We start from the raw sequence: 15,061 nt of genomic DNA, 5'->3' as shown, positions 1-15,061 counted from the left end.
CGTCAGGGCCATCTAGTCGATTTTTCTAGCTGTGAACAACCAGCAGCTAGATCGACAGGCACAACGCTGGTCGCTGGCTAACTTCTTTTAGGAGATGGCCGTGATGGTCAACAAGGAAAAAGTCCTCGCCGAGGAAGAGAAGCTGGTGGCTCGTCAACGTGCGGAAGCACGGCGGGCAATCGTTCATCAACTGTTGGAACAGTTCAGTCGCCTCCCTAACGAGGCTCACGTTCGCCTCCCCGTAGTGATGGCGCTGTACGCCTGCTCAGCAGCAACCGTTTGGCGCAACGTGAAAACGGGAGCAGTGCCTGTGCCGCGCAAGTTCGGATCGCGTGTCACCGCCTGGAACGTTGGTGAACTTCGTGCCAGCTTGGCTGCTTAAGGAGCTGCCATGAATATGAAGCAATCAATTAAACACGGTCAGCAGATTGACATCAGCAATAGGGCTGCCAAGCAGCGTAGTGGCGATAGCGAATCGTGTCGTACTAATAAGCCAGTCAACTCAATCAATATAACCAATTCTAGCCATAGCAATGTAAGCAATACCGAATATATCAACACTGGCATTAGCCATGATTCATCACTGATTGCTAATGCAGTACATACTGTATTAACCACAGTTGTATGTGATGGCTTGAATTTAACGGCACATATTGACGAGTCGGATCAAATCGAATTCGAGAGTCGCCTGATGAAATACTCAGGCCCACTGAAGTTGAAGAATGCCCCGAAGATGATGCCGTATAGACAGGGCCGGGTAATTTACGACGGCGACAAGGCTATCGCGCAAATTCGATACAAGCCCATTGGGAATGCCGGGTATTTCCTCCTTCACGTGAATCCGAGCAAGCTTGACTCGGGCCAGAGCCAACTGATTCAAGGCTTGGTCTCCTACCTGCTGGGTGAGCCGTGGTGTTCGTTTGTGGGCCGGGCCAAGGCCAGCATGTTCGATGCTGCCGTAGACGTTCACGGCATCAACATCGCCAGCATCATTCCTGTCCCCAGCAGGGCAACCCAGTCAGGGTTCTTTTTGAAGTTCTTTCAGAAAGGGCTGACTCGCCTATACCAGCAGGGTACCGAATATGTCGGACATAACACCAGCGAGAAACACGCCACCGTCTACGACAAGGCTGACGAACGATCTGAAGTCATCGGTGTAAGCGGCAGCGAAGACGTTACTCGTGTCGAAGTGCAGGCCAAGCCCAGGGTGCGGCGCAAGCTTGGCGAAGAGGTAACAACGCTGGCAGAGCTACCCGCCTATGAGAACCCCTTGCGGATGCTCAGCATTGCCGAACTCCCCAAGGATGCTGAGCAGGATGACTTTCTTAGGATTGCGACAGCGTTGACTGCCTATGTTGGAGCAACTGCGGTACTTCAACTGATTGGCGATAAGACCTTGCAGGATTGCCTTAAAGGACACCTCGTCGCCCCACCCTGTTCTTGGTGGCAGCCGGAGAAACACTGGGTGGAGTTCCTTATCGGGCTTGCCAGCCACCCCCTGTTTGCCCCTTGCAAACTGTTGAACGAACCGGCTTACCTCCAGGTGGCAAACCAGGCATAGCGAAAAGCTCAATGGCTAGTCGCAGGAAGGAGTCGGAAGACGAAACCAGCGAAATTTCCGATCTGATGGGCTGACTCAAACGACTTCTACAGCCATTAATGAACACCAATGCCAAGCCATCCCTGCACAGCAGGCTTGGCCTTCCGAAGGATAAAACTCATGAAGCAAATCAACATTACGTTTTCCCCGAATATTGAACAATTCACTGTCGACGAATTCCAGTACCAGTTGCAGCGAGTACTCGCCACAAAGGGCAACGAAAAGGAGCGGCCGACGTTTGGCTTTGACCCTGATGATTACCGCTCACCCGATACGGAGGCCATTTATAAGGTTCGGCCTAGCTTCTCGAAAAACAGCAACGGGTGGGAGTTCAAGGGATTTCGGGTATCCCTATCACCGTCGCAGTACTTGTTTGGCCACACCATCTTGACTGGGAATGATATGGACACGTCACGGCGAGTTGCGTTCGAGGCCCTACGCCAAGCTTGGTATGAAAGCTACGAAAACGATCCTTTCATCCACTTGTTTAACCCGTATCACGCTAAGCTGGATCACGTAAAACAGGTGCTTCACGCTACTTTTGATACGCATGACGCTGCCCGAGACGCCATGTTCACTCTTGTAAATCATCTGGACAGCAATGTTCACTCAGGGGAGGGCATCGGACGGAGCTATTCCACCCCTACCTGCTCCGGAAGTTTGCGTGACATGATTTGGGAGATCCGTCTTTACAGCGGGATGAGGGTTCGATTCTTTGTCCCGGATGACCCTTGCTTGTTTGACTTTGGCGACGACGATAACGAAGTCTTTGAGCGGGAGCGAATCAGCGATCAGCTTCTCGAACACGCCAGGACTACGCTTGTGGTTGAGATTGAGTTGTTCGACCAGAACCTGAAGACGGGCACCATGCACAACCCTCTCGTGTGGGATTTGCCAGGAAGGAATATGTATGGATATTGGGGTAAGCAATTGTTGCGGGAACTGAGGATCGGAAATCATCAGATGAACAACTTCAAACTCACTAGTCAGCCAGTCTTGCCAGAAAAGCTTAAGCCACTGGCGTTCAACCGCCATACTGCCACCGCAATGCTACAGCGTATGGGAGAGAATATTTAAGGGCCAGTAACTGCCATGCAAAGCCGCCGTTATTCACTTAACGGCGGCTTTTTCTTTGTTGCACTCAATGGCTGCAATTCATGCAACAACTGCAACAAGCGGTCGACTTGGCACTACTCCCGACTGACCGCCATTAGGCCAGGAGCAGACGCTTGAGGATTTCGAGAGCAGGCATCTTCCTTTCAGAAGCTAACCGTAGATCGCTGGGTCAAATCCTGGTGCGTCGAGGTCAAAGCCGTGCTGCTTGCAGATGGCCTTCATGCGTTCGCGGTCGCCATCCATTAGGCTCAACTCATCGTAGCTGCGGTAGTACAAGGCTTTAGCGACCGCCAGCACAATATCTCGGCGGCTGTGTGGACGTTCATGGACGTGGATCGGGTAGGCACTGTCAGGAAATGTGGCGGCATGGAAGATATTGAACGCACCGCCATCGCGGTTGTTCAAGTAAAGCTCTCCACGCCCCTGAAGAAATCGCCATTGTGGATTTTCATAGGACGGATCAACGCCCACGATGGGGCACCCTTGATAGACCACGTTGGCAACCTTCTTGGCGATGGTGCTCGGGCCTTCTGTGCTCCGCAACGCAACGATCCCTGACAGACCAGGGTTCCAGCTGTCCAGTTGCGCCTTGTCTACGCCATGCCAGATAGGCAGTAGCTTCTTATCCTCCTCAATGTGCTGACGGTGCAACACATCCAACTCGTAGCTTGTCCACTTCTTGGATACGTACGCTGGGGAGAGGAGCAACAGGCCGTATTGCGAGGCCATCAGGCCTGCGTTGATTGAATCCAGCAACTTGCCACCAATCTCTAACGCAATGGGCGCGAACCAAACCGACAAGCCTAGCCACTGGAGCGTACCGGCCAGCTCATTGGCATATGCCTCATCCTCCGTCGCATAGGAAATGAATACGTGGTATGGCTTGGTCATGCTGATTCCCCCTAGAGTTGAGCAGTCTACCCTATCAATCACAGTTGGCCGACGCTCGCGCTTTGGAATTGAACAGTTCCCCTAGTCCTGCGACCGCTTTTCGATATGTTGCGGTCAGTCCGGCAGCGGGCTTGCATGACCTCAGTGGCCGATTGCCGTCCCTCAGCTCTACCTCGCACTCACCGCCGGCAGCACTTTCCAGTGCTGTGGTGTAGCTCGGCGATAGCCGTTCCATTTTCATCTGCAAGGGCTTTCCAGCCTTACTGCCGCTGACCTCAAGGTGCCTAGGCTAGAGCCATCGCCGTCGACTTGCGGGCTTCAGGGGGTGACAGCAAATTTCGATCAGGTATGATGAAAATATGCCACGTGTAAATTGGACATACATGCTGCGTATTCCGCAGCGAAACCCCCACCGCTTCCCTATGGATCGGTTGGGTGAATATATTCGTCAATTTGCCGAACTTCTTGGACAAGACAATATGCCCGTTTTTAAGGGCATTAAGAACGCCAGTGTTGGGATTCGAGCAGCCATCCCTGAAAACCGAACCAACAATACCTTCGCACGAATTGTTCAAGCTAAAAGCGACCCCAAAAGCCGTGCCGCGAAAGTCCTTCAAGGAATTCAAAATCTGTTGGGTGAAGATGGGATACCTGAAGCCGAGTTGCTTGATTCGTCGTCAAAGGTTATTTACCTGTTCAAGGGGAACCCTGCGGACAGTGAGCAGGTATCGAGGGTTTTTCAACACGGCTCCATAGATGGGATCGTTACAGGTCTCGTTGGTGCTGATGACACCATGCATCTTCATCTTCGCGATTACTTTGATCGGGATATGCGCCTAGTAATTCGAGATGAGGCGTTGGCGAGAGAGTTGGTACTTCGTTTCCGGCAAGGCTCGGTTCGATTGAACCTTCACGGGCAGTGGGTACGAACTGACTCTGGTTGGATTCCAGAATCCGGCAAATGCATCGTTACCAGTTTTGAAGACCTAGACGACATGGTGCCTTCTGAGGTTTTTCGGTATATCGCTGAAGTACCAGACAATGGCTGGCTGGAGTTTGCAGACCCTCAAACGGAGTGGACGGAATTACGGGGCCTACAGTGAGCGCAAAAGGGATTCATAAGTGTTTTCTAATTGATGCCAACTTTTTAGTTGCCTATGTGCACCCGAGCACATCAGATGATGACAGGAGCCGTATTGAGCACCTATTCTCATTGGCGGAGAAATCCAAATCGCGAATCATAATTCCGATGCCTGCCGCTGCTGAATATCTCGTAGGTGCGGATATGGCTGGTGTAGAGAGCTTTAATCGTTTAGAGCGCAAAACATTTGTGTATGTTGCTCCGTTTGATAGAGCATCTGCTTTTGAATGTGCCTTACTTGATCGTGCAGCACTTGGCGGAGGGGACAAAAAAGACGGCAGTATCTCCCCTTGGCAGAAGGTAAAAATCGACCGGCAGATTGTCGCTATTGGGAAAGCGAACGGTGCGACCTTGGTAATTTCGGGAGATGAAGGTGTCCGCAATAATGCTCTTCGCGTTGGGATGGATGCCAAGAGAGTTCAGGACCTTGAACTACCGGAAAGTGCTAAGCAGGCCAAACTTGAATTAGTAGTTACAAATAAATAACTCGTTCTGGCCGATCAACTGGATCACTTAATCACTTTGCCAGTCCTGTCTGACGACGCTGCAATCACCACTTCACGCAATTCCTTGCCAGCCTTGAAGTAGGGCACGTATTTGCCAGGGACAGCCACTTTTTCACCTGTCTTCGGATTTCTGCCGGTACGCGGAGGCCGGTAGTTGAGGGAGAAAGAGCCAAAGCCGCGAATTTCAACCCGATTTCCTGCTGATAACGCCGCCGCAATCGCTCCCAGGATCTCTGCGACGGCCATTTCGGCATCTTTCTGCACAAGTTGAGGGAAACGCTGGGCCAGTGCGGCAGTCAATTCGGATCGGGTCATCCGCGAATTTTACTTTAGCCCTTCATGGTCGGTTCATGGCGGTAGTAGAAGCTTTGACCTCAGTGAAAGCTATTTGCTCGGCAAGCTGCCGCTCGTAGCCAGCATCGAACTCCAGAATTGCCGCCCGCTCATCGAATGCTTCTTGCAGTGCGGGATCATCAAAAAAAACTGGTAACGGACGTTCAGCCAGGGGAGTGATCGTTTCCTTGGCTACTGCTTGCTGCTTGGGCGGCTCAGAGACCCAGAAGGAACCAACCAGGCGTTGTTGTGCCTTCTCACATAGCTGATCGAAGAAGCTTTCTGTTTCTGCGTCTCGGAAAAATTCCCAGCATCTGGCTTTCGGGTTGAATCGGCCCCCATGCTCGCGGGCCAGTGATTTCGTTGCTTCAAAAACCTCATCCGATGCGTATCCATACACTTTCAGCGAAACTCGCTCGAAGTTCCTGCCGATCCGAACCGTACAGCCACCAACACGAATCTTCAGGGCATCAATGTCGCGTACTTGACGAAGGAACTCCTCCCTGCGCTTTTGGGCTGCTTCTGCTGCTTCAAGTTGAGCCAGCAGGATCGTTTCCTCTGCCTGTCTTTTGGCACGGACTTCAGCCTCAATGTCCTGCAAGGTCTGAATTGCTTCCTGATCTGCCGCGTGACAAAGCCAGGAGGAATAGTCCGCAGTCTCGAACAAGCGAACTTCAAGGGCATTCAGCATTTGATCCGGGGGCAGCAAACCGATGTCGTGCACGTCGATTTCGAGCACTGAATATCCATGCTCTTCTAACCAGGTGGCTTTTTCAGGTTCCACGGCATGGGTGTTGAGGATTTCTATTGCAAGGGGTAAGCCGTTCAGTATTGCAAGCAGGTCTGGGCGAAGCGTCGCTCCTGGCGCTGCTGGAATGGCGATTGTTTTCTCAACTTGGCAGCCGTCCAGGCGGTGCAAACCCGGCTGCTGTACATCGGTGCAAATAGTCTCGGACCAAACTCTTCGCTTCCCGTGGATTTCCTTCGATCTCTCCCTGTGGGGTAGATAAATTGCGCCTCGCTCAGCGATCAATTGCTTTGCCATGTGATGAATCGCCGCCTCAGCAGCAACCTGGCACTGTGTTTCGCTATCGTGAGCAAAATGCCAAATGCGGATTTCCCCCTGTCGCGCTTGAAGCCGTGCTCCACAGGCAATGCAAACGCAGTTGCAGCCACGTCCATTGGCAACCTCGCGGGCTGTAACCATGCGTTGAGTCGGCACATGCCAACCAAATGGAATACCATGCTTCCCGTTGCTTTCTTTGCTCATTCTGCTCAGCCTCCTGATGTGACAGGAGCCAAGCTAGGCTTGAGCAGCGTATTTCTGCAGTCAGAAAGGGTAAGTTGAGGGTCGCTTTATGGTGGGCAATAAGCTTATAGATCAATTGCTTGAGGAAAATTCTGAGGAAGGCAGCATCAATCACATCAAGCAACTCGCCGAAATCCTCATCGCAGCGATCCCGGAAGATAGACGGCAGATTTGGGCAGGCAAAATCATGGCCTACCTGGCGCAGGAGGCTCTGCGTTCTGCGTCCCAGGAAAACAAGCTATCCCGAGTAAGCACCAAGGCAATCTATACCGATCTGGGTGGTAATCCGAACCAGGAGCCATCGCAATGGTTGAGCCCGATCTGGAAGGAAATCGAAACCCGCTACCTCCCGGAGATCGAGCCAGCCCTCATCGAAATGAGCCGGAATGCAGGACTGGATACCTATCCCATCGTCCAGAAAGAGAATGGGAAACCGGCGTATTACCGAATGGCATCCCGGCCACTGCCCGAGACCTCAGGTAGTGCGATGACAGAAGTCATGCCAGCGATCCCTGCACAGGCGGACGGCATTCATTACAAGCGCGACTTATCGCTGAAACTTTCCACCTTCGGCCAATTCCTGTTTGCCAAAGGTCTGAAATGGACGCCATCGAAACGGTATGGCTACCTCACTTGGCAGCTCCTATTCCTGATAATCGCCGTTTGCTTTGAGTTCTTGATATGGTTGGTGCTTTGGTATCGGACGCAGCCTGTCACCGGCCAAGACCTTTTGCTAGTCGCCCTCGGTATTGGCTTCCCGTGGATTGCCTATCGGCACTTCATCGGTATTTTTCAGCTATTCGAGGATCGAATCGTGATTGCACCCGATTGGGCACTGGCCTGGAAGGAGTTCGGGGCGACCATCGAAATCAACCGAGCCAGAGACCCCGATACGGCGAGCACGATTCATGTCAGCCGATATTCTGCTACATGCCCAATCTGTGGATGGATGGTCAAACTGGAGCGGGGAGAGCCAACCCATCCCAAGCGGATCGTCGGACGCTGCGAAGAAAATCCGCGAGAACATGTGTTTTCGTTTGATCGTGCGACCAAGCAAGGGGTAAGGCTGGACTAACAAGCTTTCTTCCGGAAACCTTAGCCTGATCGCTCATACCTTGGCAAATACATCCTCGACCGAGCGGGCAACAACATACCGCGCAGCATCCGCCTCGCTCGCCAGAGCCGTAAAGTGCGCGGCACCGCACTTGATCTTGCCCCCTTCCCGATCCCGAAGTTCATCGTCAAACAAGCTACCCTTGGTTTCGACGACGAAGTACAGGCGCTCCTGCCCGTCCAGCGTCACCAGCACAGCCCAGTCGGGGTTGTAAGTCCCTAGCGGGGTCGGCACCTTGAACCAGCCGGGCAGCTTGGCATAGACCTTGACCGCCTCGTTCTTCTCAAGAGACTCGGCAAAGTCACGCTCGATGGCCGAGTCGTAAACGACATGCTCGTACACCGACCTTTCGGTATTGAGCACCATGTTTTGCAAGTAACCAGACACCTCTTCCGACTCGAATAGCTCCTGAGCGTAGTAGTGCTCGTCACCGAGGCGCAGGTATTTAATGCCATCGACCAAGGCAAGGCGCTTGCAACGGTTAATTGCGTCCGAGGCCAGTTCGATGAACTGCTGAGGATTTCGCTTGAAATCGTTCAGCCGAGTGCTCTCGGTCAGGATTCGGGCAATCGTCTTGCGTGTCAGTTGGGTTCTGTCTTGCAGTTCCGTCAGCACATCGGGCAACTCAATATCGGACTCATACAAGGCGATCGGTTCCGATACCGACAACAGCGAAGCATCGACACCTGCCTTGCCAATCGCCATCCCTGCTTTTTTCCACTGCAGGCGGGTCTTGGAAACTGGCGGGGCATCATCCAGCGCCTGGATACAGCGTTCGATCAGCTTTTCGTTGTCGAATTGAACGCGATAGGTGGTCTTGTGTTTGATGCGATCCCACAGGGCCTTGAAGTCCGGGCTGAGCAGTACCGATTTTCTGACCGCAATCGGTTTGCGATCATCGGCATTCTTGACCTCCAGCTTGCCGGAAAGCTTTTTCAGTACCGCCACGATCTGATGGCGTTGCGCCTCGAATTCGGCAGGCAGTTGCAGGCCGCCCGTTTTCAACGCTGTTTTCAGCGAATCCTGGACCTTGCCCTTGTCGCTGATATAACCCTGCGCCTGGAGGTGGCCCCACAAGGTTTTGGATGCCTCGAAGCCCAAGGGCGACACTTCTCCGCCATCAGCAGTCACAGGAATCCCGGCGAATTCGTGGTCATGCACCACGCCAAACTGAATCCCCGTGTCTTTTTCAATGTCCTTCTGCAGGTTCTCGGCAAACTGCTCATAGCTTTCCGTGGCAATGACGGTCAGCGTATTGATCTCGAAACCACGCAGCCGCTCACCCTTCTGATTGACGCACAGGCGCAGCCCGCGGCCAATCGTTTGCCGACGCCACCGCTCGGTTTCGCGGGTTGAGAAGTTGCAAATCTGGAAGACGTTCGGGTTATCCCAACCTTCCTTCAGCGCGGAGTGCGAGAAGATGAATTTCAGCGGCGACTCGAAGGAGAGCAATTTTTCCTTGTCGCGCATGATGAGGTTGTAGGTATCGTCGTCGGCAGCCGTTGTGCCGCTCGTGTCCTTGACCATTTCGACCGTTTTACCGCCGACTTTCTTCTTGTCGATGGAGAAATAACCGTTGTGCACCTCATCGGCAGCCGTCGCCAGGTCGATTTCACCAAACAGACTCTGGTAATCGGGGTGACGCGCCCAACGCTTGTACTCTTCCTCGAAGATCGTGGCGTATTCGCCCTTCACCGGGTTGCCTTGCTCGTCGTATTGCCGGTATTTCGCCACTTCGTCGATGAAGAAAAGGCTCAGCACCTTCACCCCCAGGGGCCGCAGGCGCTTTTCCTTGTCCAGGTGTTCCTTGATGGTGCGACGAATCATCTCCCGATGCACGGCGCTGGCATCCACGTCGCCCCAGGCTTCGCCGACACGCAGAAATACCTCGTTGCCCGGCACCTTCAGTTCCAGAAACTGGTCGCTGCTTTTCTTGCCGCTACCGGCGCGGATTTCCCCGATGCGAATGCCGGCATACAAGGCTCGCCCGGTTTCCTGCTCCAGATCGAAACCATCCTGAACGGTAATCGCGTCCCGACGCACCACACCAGCCGCGTTCTCACGGTCAACTTCGATGCTGGCTGAAATCACCCCTCGCTTGTTGTTGACCGCAAGCAGCTTCACGTAGGGCTTGTTGTTACCGCCCTGCACGGTGGCCGCAGCCACCTCGATCTGCTTCACTAACCGCTGCTCGTAGGCATCCACGGCGTCCAGACGGAACACCATGTTGTGCTTTTCCACGTGCGTCGCTGAATAACGCAGGGTGCAAAGCGGCAACATGTGCGCCAACGCCTTCTTTCCCTTGCCGTCGATACCACCGTCAACGCTTTGCGGCTCATCCACGATCAGGATCGGGCTGGTCTGCCGAATCAGGTCGATGGGGCGCTCACCGCCCGTTTTCTCACTGGCCCGGTACATCTTGTTCTTCGACTTCTCACGGCGCCTACTCTCGTCAGACTCTTCCGCCTGTGCTGCCGCCTCGTCACCGAATTTGTTGATCGCCCCGACCGTGATGACCATGATCTGAATGTTCGGGCTGGTGGCAAAGTTACGGACCTGGCCAAGCTTGTCGGAATCATACCGAAAGAACTCGTAGCCCTTGGCGCTGGGGTACAGCCCCTCGAAATGCTCGCGGGTGATCTGCAGCGTCTTGTTCACACCTTCCTTGATCGCCACTGACGGCACCACCACCACAAACTTGGTGAAGCCATACCGTTGGTTCAACTCGAACACGGTCCGAAGGTAGACGTAAGTCTTGCCCGTGCCTGTTTCCATTTCCACCGTGAAATCGAGCGGTTGCTTGGATTCCAGCGGCAACGAGGGCGGCAAGCCATTGCGAAGCTGCACCTGCTGCAGGTTCTCATTCAATTCCTCATCGACGATCAGTTGCAGGGCATTGCCGATACCACCGCTTTCGGTGAATTGCTTGCCTTCAAAGCTTTGCTGAGTGCCTTCACCGCTCAAGGCTTGGGCCGTGACCGTGAAAACGGAACGACAAACCTCCTGGCCCCGGAACAAGTCACAGACGGCCTCGATAGCTTCGATTTGGTAGGGCAGATCAGATTCAAAATGCAGTTTCATGCAGCGTCCTTGTCTAATTTCAACTTGTCGTGTCGATCCTAGACAACACATAAATCAATTGGCTACGACGTTTTCCGTCTAAATCCTTGTCTAAAACCAAGGCACCATTAGCTATGCGCCACCTCGTGTCGCACGGCAGTTGTTCGGAAAAACCGAACAACTGAATCACTACAGACTCCGCACTTGCTTGATGCCGTACTGTTCAAGGATGGCGGCCAGGTTGCTCTTGGCGACATCGTTCTCGAAGGCGCTGTCGCGGAAGACCGCCGTGGTATCACCGACCGTCCCCTGTTCCTCACGCCAGGCCATCATGCCCAGCGCCAGGGCTTCTACCTCGACTGCCTTGATGCTTTCGACCAGGCAAGTCATCAGCACACCCGCGCCGACGCTATTGACCTGTTTGCCGGCGATTTCACGCTTTTCGATGGGAACGCAAAGGTCCAGGCCCAGCTTGAGCAGGATTTCGTAGAGGATGTCATCGCTGTTTCGGCCAGCCTCAAGGTGTTCGAGATGGTCGAAAAGCGAGGATTTCAGGTCGTTGACCGTGGGATTCCAGGCGCGGATGTTGGAGGTGTCGAGTTTGAAAACGCGGAACCCCACGTCACCTTTGAACAGCGGACTGTTTTCCTTGACCCGCTTGCCAGCTCCTATGAGTCTGGCCTTGGTAATGTCGGCAATCGAGATCCAACCAGCACTCTCAGCCCCAGGCAAAGGCTCAGGCAGTTGAACGAGGATGCAGCGACGATTTCCGCCGTCCTCGGCATTTTGCTGAAACACCGCATCCATAGTGCTGCCCGTACCAGCAAAGAAATCAACGATCAGGTCATTGCTCTCTGGTGAAGTTGCAATCTGCAGGATACGGCGCAGTAGCCGGGTGGGTTTCGGCGTATCGAATACCACATCGGAATTTGGAAAATTGACAGTGGCAATCAATTCCTTTTTGGCTTCTTGCGTGTGACCAACCTCTTCGTAAGTCCATAATGTCTGGGGAACCCTGCCCGATTTCACCTCTGAGAGAAATCTCTTCAGACGGGGCATATTGCCGCCATCTGCCCCCCACCAAATCCGTCCATCACGATCCATCTCCTCAAATTTCGTTTTGGAGACACGCCAATATGTTCCAGGAGGAGGTCCATCAATTACGCGCCCTGATGGACAGGTAACTGGGTATGTCCCTTCACCATAGAAATTTCGTGCAGAAAGGTCACCAGAAGTCCACGGGCCACGCTCATCATTGTCTGGGTTTGCGTACCGCGCTTCCATCTCCTCAGTACGCGGAAGCAGTCGTGGAGTCCAAGTCTCTGCGTTTTTCGCATAAACAACGATGTAATCGTGATCTTCTGAAAAGTGCCGTGCCGAATTCTTGGGTGAAAAAACCTTCTGCCAAATTACTGCTGCAACGAAATTTTCTTCACCGAATACCTCATTCATCACTGCCCGGAGATTGTGTATTTCGTGGTCGGCAATACTGACGAACACAACACCATCGTCACGCAACAAATTCTTCGCCAACTTTAAGCGCGGATAGATCATGTTCAGCCAATCGGTGTGAAAACGGCCACTGGCATCGGTATTGGTGGTGAGCTTCGCGCCGTCTTTCGTTTGCCCGGTCAACTCAAGGTAGTTTTTGATGTTGTCCTGAAAGTTATCGGGATAAACAAAGTCTTTGCCGGTGTTGTACGGCGGGTCAATGTAGATGAGTTTGACCTGCCCGCCATTGTTGCCATAGCTCTTCTGCAGCAGCTTCAGCACTTCCAAGTTGTCGCCCTCAATCATGAGGTTTCGCGTCGTTTCCCATTCAACGCTTTCCTCCGGGCAGGGGCGCAGGGTGCCGGTGCTTGGGGTCAGCGCAATCTGCCGTGCCTTCTTTTTGCCATGCCAGTTCAGACCGTATTTTTCATCGGCATCAGTCACGGCTTGATCGCCCACCAATGCTTTCAACACATCGACGTTGATCGCCGGGCCATTCGCGCCTTCCGTCACCAGTTCGGGAAACAGGGCTTTCAGTTGGGCCAGGTTGTCGGCGACGATATTGGCCGACTGTGCTTCGGGGCTATTGGCTTCGATTTTTTGCATGGTATTCACGGCTTATTCATCGTTGACAGTGGTGTAGCGTTGATCCGGATGGTTTTCCATTTCCGGAATGGTGTATTCAAGTAGCCCATCACGGACCATCGGTGTCAGATGTTCACGCACCAAGTGCTTGTGGTCAGTACGTCCCAACCAACCAGCCAACTCACGAGCACTGGATGGCTGCCAAGCACAGAGATCAACGATGATGCTCCTGAGTACGTCCCGGCGTGGCTTGCTACCTGCACTACGAATACGAGCCATCAGATCTTCGGAAGGCGTTGCATTACCCTGGAGTGGATTTTGCAAAAGCTGGTGTGTATTGGCCAACGACTGGTGTGTATTCGTTGCGAGCTGGTGTGTATTGTCACTGCTGGGCGTTTGGTTGGCCACAAATTTCGGGCCGGGAATGTAATAAGTCCGGCTACCGCTACCCTTCATCTGCAACAGTTCCAAGTCGCGCAAGCGGCGAAGATGGCCCGATGCATTTAGGGTGTCCGTACTGTTGATGGCCCGGTAAGCCGCATTGTCGATAGCTCCAAGCTCCCGGACAAAAACCAGCGCACGAGCCTCTTCGTCTGAAATGGCTTCAGTGGTTAGACGACGCAGCCAAGCCAAATCATCCGGCCCAAGGAAATGATGGAAGAGGAAGGTGGCGACAAACTGGTCGGGGCGTCGTGACGATTCAAATGTGGGAGGCAAAAGATCATTCGCCAGCATCATTTCACGCATGGCACGAATACCGCTGCCCTTGGTTTCCGCAATATTGACCTCATGCAGCACGGCGGCGATACGTGGATTACGTGTTTCTGAGCCGGGTTCCCCCAGTTGTTCCTCTGCCTTGATCGAATGGCCGGGGTTCCGGATTTCAAGCCGGTTGGCGTAGCGAATAATCTGGATGGCACCGTGAATCCGGTAGCTGCGGTGCATGACCGCATTAACAATCGCCTCACGAATCACCCGCTGGGGCAGCGTTGATTCGTCCTCTCTAGCTAATGCACCTTCGGGCAAAGAGAAGGATTGCAGTAGTTCATCGCGCACGGTATTCGTCGCCCGGCGAATTGCCGTGAACATCGGCGCACGAATTTCCAGCGTGTCAAAACGGTGTTCGGGGTTCTCCACCCACTTTCTGCCTGGAACGCGGATATAGTCGATACGCATCATCGGGAAGCAACGCCGCAACGCCATGGACGTACCGAACAGGAGAATACCCGCCACAGTTGGCTTCAGCACTTCCCCTTCTTTTTTGGCACACCCGAGAGATCGCAACAAATCCCCATTGGACCAGGACAATTCTTCGGCATCCGGATTGATTTGCTTGCGCTGAGCGCGGTAATCCTCCAAAGCCTGAGGGTCAATGTCGTCCAAATCGGCATCCGACAGGACAGCCCCATCATAGGTGTCCATCTGGTGGCCGCTATACAGGGCGATCAGATCGTCCTCTGAGCCTTCTTGATCGGTTGGGCCTATGCGGCGGAATGCGCCTCTCGGTAGACCAAAGTTCGTCAGGTAAACGGGCTTATCGGTGGCGGCAGCTTCAGGTACATACACCACAACCACCGTTTTTCCATTCAGCTCCTCAACAGAAACCCGTGGCCGAATTGGCCTGTTGAACACGCTGGCGCATTGGCTGACCAGATCCGATTGGATTTTATCTGGGTTGCTGATGCCGGAAACGGTATAGGCGTTCTTGAAGAAATCTTGCTCGTCACGAACCACACCAAGCAATAGGTAGCCACCACCCAGCCCCGGCTCGTTGGAAAAGGCGCAAACCGTTTCCATCACCGAACGATCCACCTGCGTACAGCGTTTGGCCTCGATTCGGTGGGACTCATCGAGGGAAATCAGTTCCTGTAAGAGGTCTTCTGCACTTCGCATCATTTTTTGCTCGCTATTTCTG

12 protein-coding genes are annotated in these 15,061 nt (G+C 53.5%); 6 read left to right on the top strand and 6 right to left on the bottom strand.

Annotated features, from left to right (window positions below):
- The first annotated feature begins 103 nt into the window (after positions 1–103).
- From DFR40_RS00710 to DFR40_RS00700, 3 genes are all read left to right on the top strand, one after another.
- Positions 104–382, top strand: a complete 279-nt coding sequence (locus DFR40_RS00710) for a helix-turn-helix transcriptional regulator (protein ID WP_121456618.1) — start codon at positions 104–106, stop codon at positions 380–382.
- Between the two features lie 9 nt (positions 383–391).
- On the top strand, positions 392–1,561 hold the full coding sequence (locus DFR40_RS00705; RefSeq protein ID WP_147431270.1) for a hypothetical protein: 1,170 nt from the start codon (positions 392–394) through the stop codon (positions 1,559–1,561).
- A 159-nt stretch (positions 1,562–1,720) separates the two neighbouring features.
- On the top strand, positions 1,721–2,677 hold the full coding sequence (locus DFR40_RS00700; RefSeq protein WP_121456569.1) for a hypothetical protein: 957 nt from the start codon (positions 1,721–1,723) through the stop codon (positions 2,675–2,677).
- Between the two features lie 189 nt (positions 2,678–2,866).
- On the opposite strand, the gene DFR40_RS00695 is transcribed toward DFR40_RS00700, so the two are convergent.
- Positions 2,867–3,607, bottom strand: coding sequence for a toll/interleukin-1 receptor domain-containing protein (locus DFR40_RS00695; protein ID WP_121456568.1), 741 nt, complete (start codon positions 3,605–3,607; stop codon positions 2,867–2,869).
- Positions 3,608–3,990: 383 nt separating this feature from the next.
- Here DFR40_RS00695 and DFR40_RS16875 point away from each other — a divergent pair, with 383 nt between their 5' ends.
- Entirely contained in the window at positions 3,991–4,710 is a 720-nt protein-coding gene (locus DFR40_RS16875) for a hypothetical protein (protein ID WP_147431269.1), read from the top strand.
- Positions 4,707–5,234 carry a PIN domain-containing protein gene (locus DFR40_RS16870; RefSeq protein ID WP_147431268.1) on the top strand — a complete coding sequence of 176 codons (528 nt, stop codon included), beginning with the start codon at positions 4,707–4,709 and terminating at the stop codon, positions 5,232–5,234. The genes DFR40_RS16875 and DFR40_RS16870 overlap by 4 nt, the downstream gene beginning before the upstream one ends.
- 23 nt (positions 5,235–5,257) lie before the next feature.
- Here DFR40_RS16870 and DFR40_RS00690 read toward each other — a convergent pair whose 3' ends face one another.
- Both DFR40_RS00690 and DFR40_RS00685 read right to left on the bottom strand, forming a co-directional pair.
- On the bottom strand, positions 5,258–5,569 hold the full coding sequence (locus DFR40_RS00690; RefSeq protein ID WP_121456567.1) for an integration host factor subunit beta: 312 nt from the start codon (positions 5,567–5,569) through the stop codon (positions 5,258–5,260).
- A gap of 22 nt (positions 5,570–5,591) precedes the next feature.
- Positions 5,592–6,857, bottom strand: a complete 1,266-nt coding sequence (locus DFR40_RS00685) for a competence protein CoiA family protein (protein ID WP_121456566.1) — start codon at positions 6,855–6,857, stop codon at positions 5,592–5,594.
- Positions 6,858–6,945: 88 nt separating this feature from the next.
- Here DFR40_RS00685 and DFR40_RS00680 point away from each other — a divergent pair, with 88 nt between their 5' ends.
- The gene (locus DFR40_RS00680; RefSeq protein ID WP_121456565.1) at positions 6,946–7,971 is read left to right on the top strand and encodes a hypothetical protein; all 1,026 of its coding nucleotides are present in this window, start codon (positions 6,946–6,948) and stop codon (positions 7,969–7,971) included.
- 33 nt (positions 7,972–8,004) lie between these two features.
- Here DFR40_RS00680 and DFR40_RS00675 read toward each other — a convergent pair whose 3' ends face one another.
- The 3 genes from DFR40_RS00675 to DFR40_RS00665 form a co-directional block, all read right to left on the bottom strand.
- Positions 8,005–11,091 carry a type III restriction-modification system endonuclease gene (locus tag DFR40_RS00675; protein ID WP_121456564.1) on the bottom strand — a complete coding sequence of 1,029 codons (3,087 nt, stop codon included), beginning with the start codon at positions 11,089–11,091 and terminating at the stop codon, positions 8,005–8,007.
- Positions 11,092–11,259: 168 nt separating this feature from the next.
- Entirely contained in the window at positions 11,260–13,167 is a 1,908-nt protein-coding gene (locus DFR40_RS00670; RefSeq protein ID WP_121456563.1) for a site-specific DNA-methyltransferase, read from the bottom strand.
- A 12-nt stretch (positions 13,168–13,179) separates the two neighbouring features.
- The gene (locus DFR40_RS00665; RefSeq protein ID WP_211329702.1) at positions 13,180–15,042 is read right to left on the bottom strand and encodes an ATP-binding protein; all 1,863 of its coding nucleotides are present in this window, start codon (positions 15,040–15,042) and stop codon (positions 13,180–13,182) included.
- Between the last annotated feature and the right edge of the window lie 19 nt (positions 15,043–15,061).

This window comes from Azonexus fungiphilus (assembly GCF_003634965.1).
Classification (GTDB): domain Bacteria; phylum Pseudomonadota; class Gammaproteobacteria; order Burkholderiales; family Rhodocyclaceae; genus Azonexus; species Azonexus fungiphilus.
Note: the sequence above shows the minus strand (reverse complement) of the source record. Positions and strands in the feature narration are given on the sequence as shown.

Excerpts from the sequence above, each read along its gene's own strand:
- DFR40_RS00710 (WP_121456618.1), top strand. The coding sequence starts at position 104 with ATGGTCAACAAGGAAAAAGTCCTCGCCGAGGAAGAGAAGCTGGTGGCT.
- DFR40_RS00705 (WP_147431270.1), top strand. The coding sequence starts at position 392 with ATGAATATGAAGCAATCAATTAAACACGGTCAGCAGATTGACATCAGC.
- DFR40_RS16875 (WP_147431269.1), top strand. The coding sequence starts at position 3,991 with ATGCTGCGTATTCCGCAGCGAAACCCCCACCGCTTCCCTATGGATCGG.
- DFR40_RS00695 (WP_121456568.1), bottom strand. The coding sequence starts at position 3,607 with ATGACCAAGCCATACCACGTATTCATTTCCTATGCGACGGAGGATGAG.
- DFR40_RS00665 (WP_211329702.1), bottom strand. The coding sequence starts at position 15,042 with ATGATGCGAAGTGCAGAAGACCTCTTACAGGAACTGATTTCCCTCGAT.
- DFR40_RS00700 (WP_121456569.1), top strand. The coding sequence starts at position 1,721 with ATGAAGCAAATCAACATTACGTTTTCCCCGAATATTGAACAATTCACT.
- DFR40_RS00680 (WP_121456565.1), top strand. The coding sequence starts at position 6,946 with ATGGTGGGCAATAAGCTTATAGATCAATTGCTTGAGGAAAATTCTGAG.
- DFR40_RS00690 (WP_121456567.1), bottom strand. The coding sequence starts at position 5,569 with ATGACCCGATCCGAATTGACTGCCGCACTGGCCCAGCGTTTCCCTCAA.
- DFR40_RS00685 (WP_121456566.1), bottom strand. The coding sequence starts at position 6,857 with ATGAGCAAAGAAAGCAACGGGAAGCATGGTATTCCATTTGGTTGGCAT.
- DFR40_RS00675 (WP_121456564.1), bottom strand. The coding sequence starts at position 11,091 with ATGAAACTGCATTTTGAATCTGATCTGCCCTACCAAATCGAAGCTATC.
- DFR40_RS00670 (WP_121456563.1), bottom strand. The coding sequence starts at position 13,167 with ATGCAAAAAATCGAAGCCAATAGCCCCGAAGCACAGTCGGCCAATATC.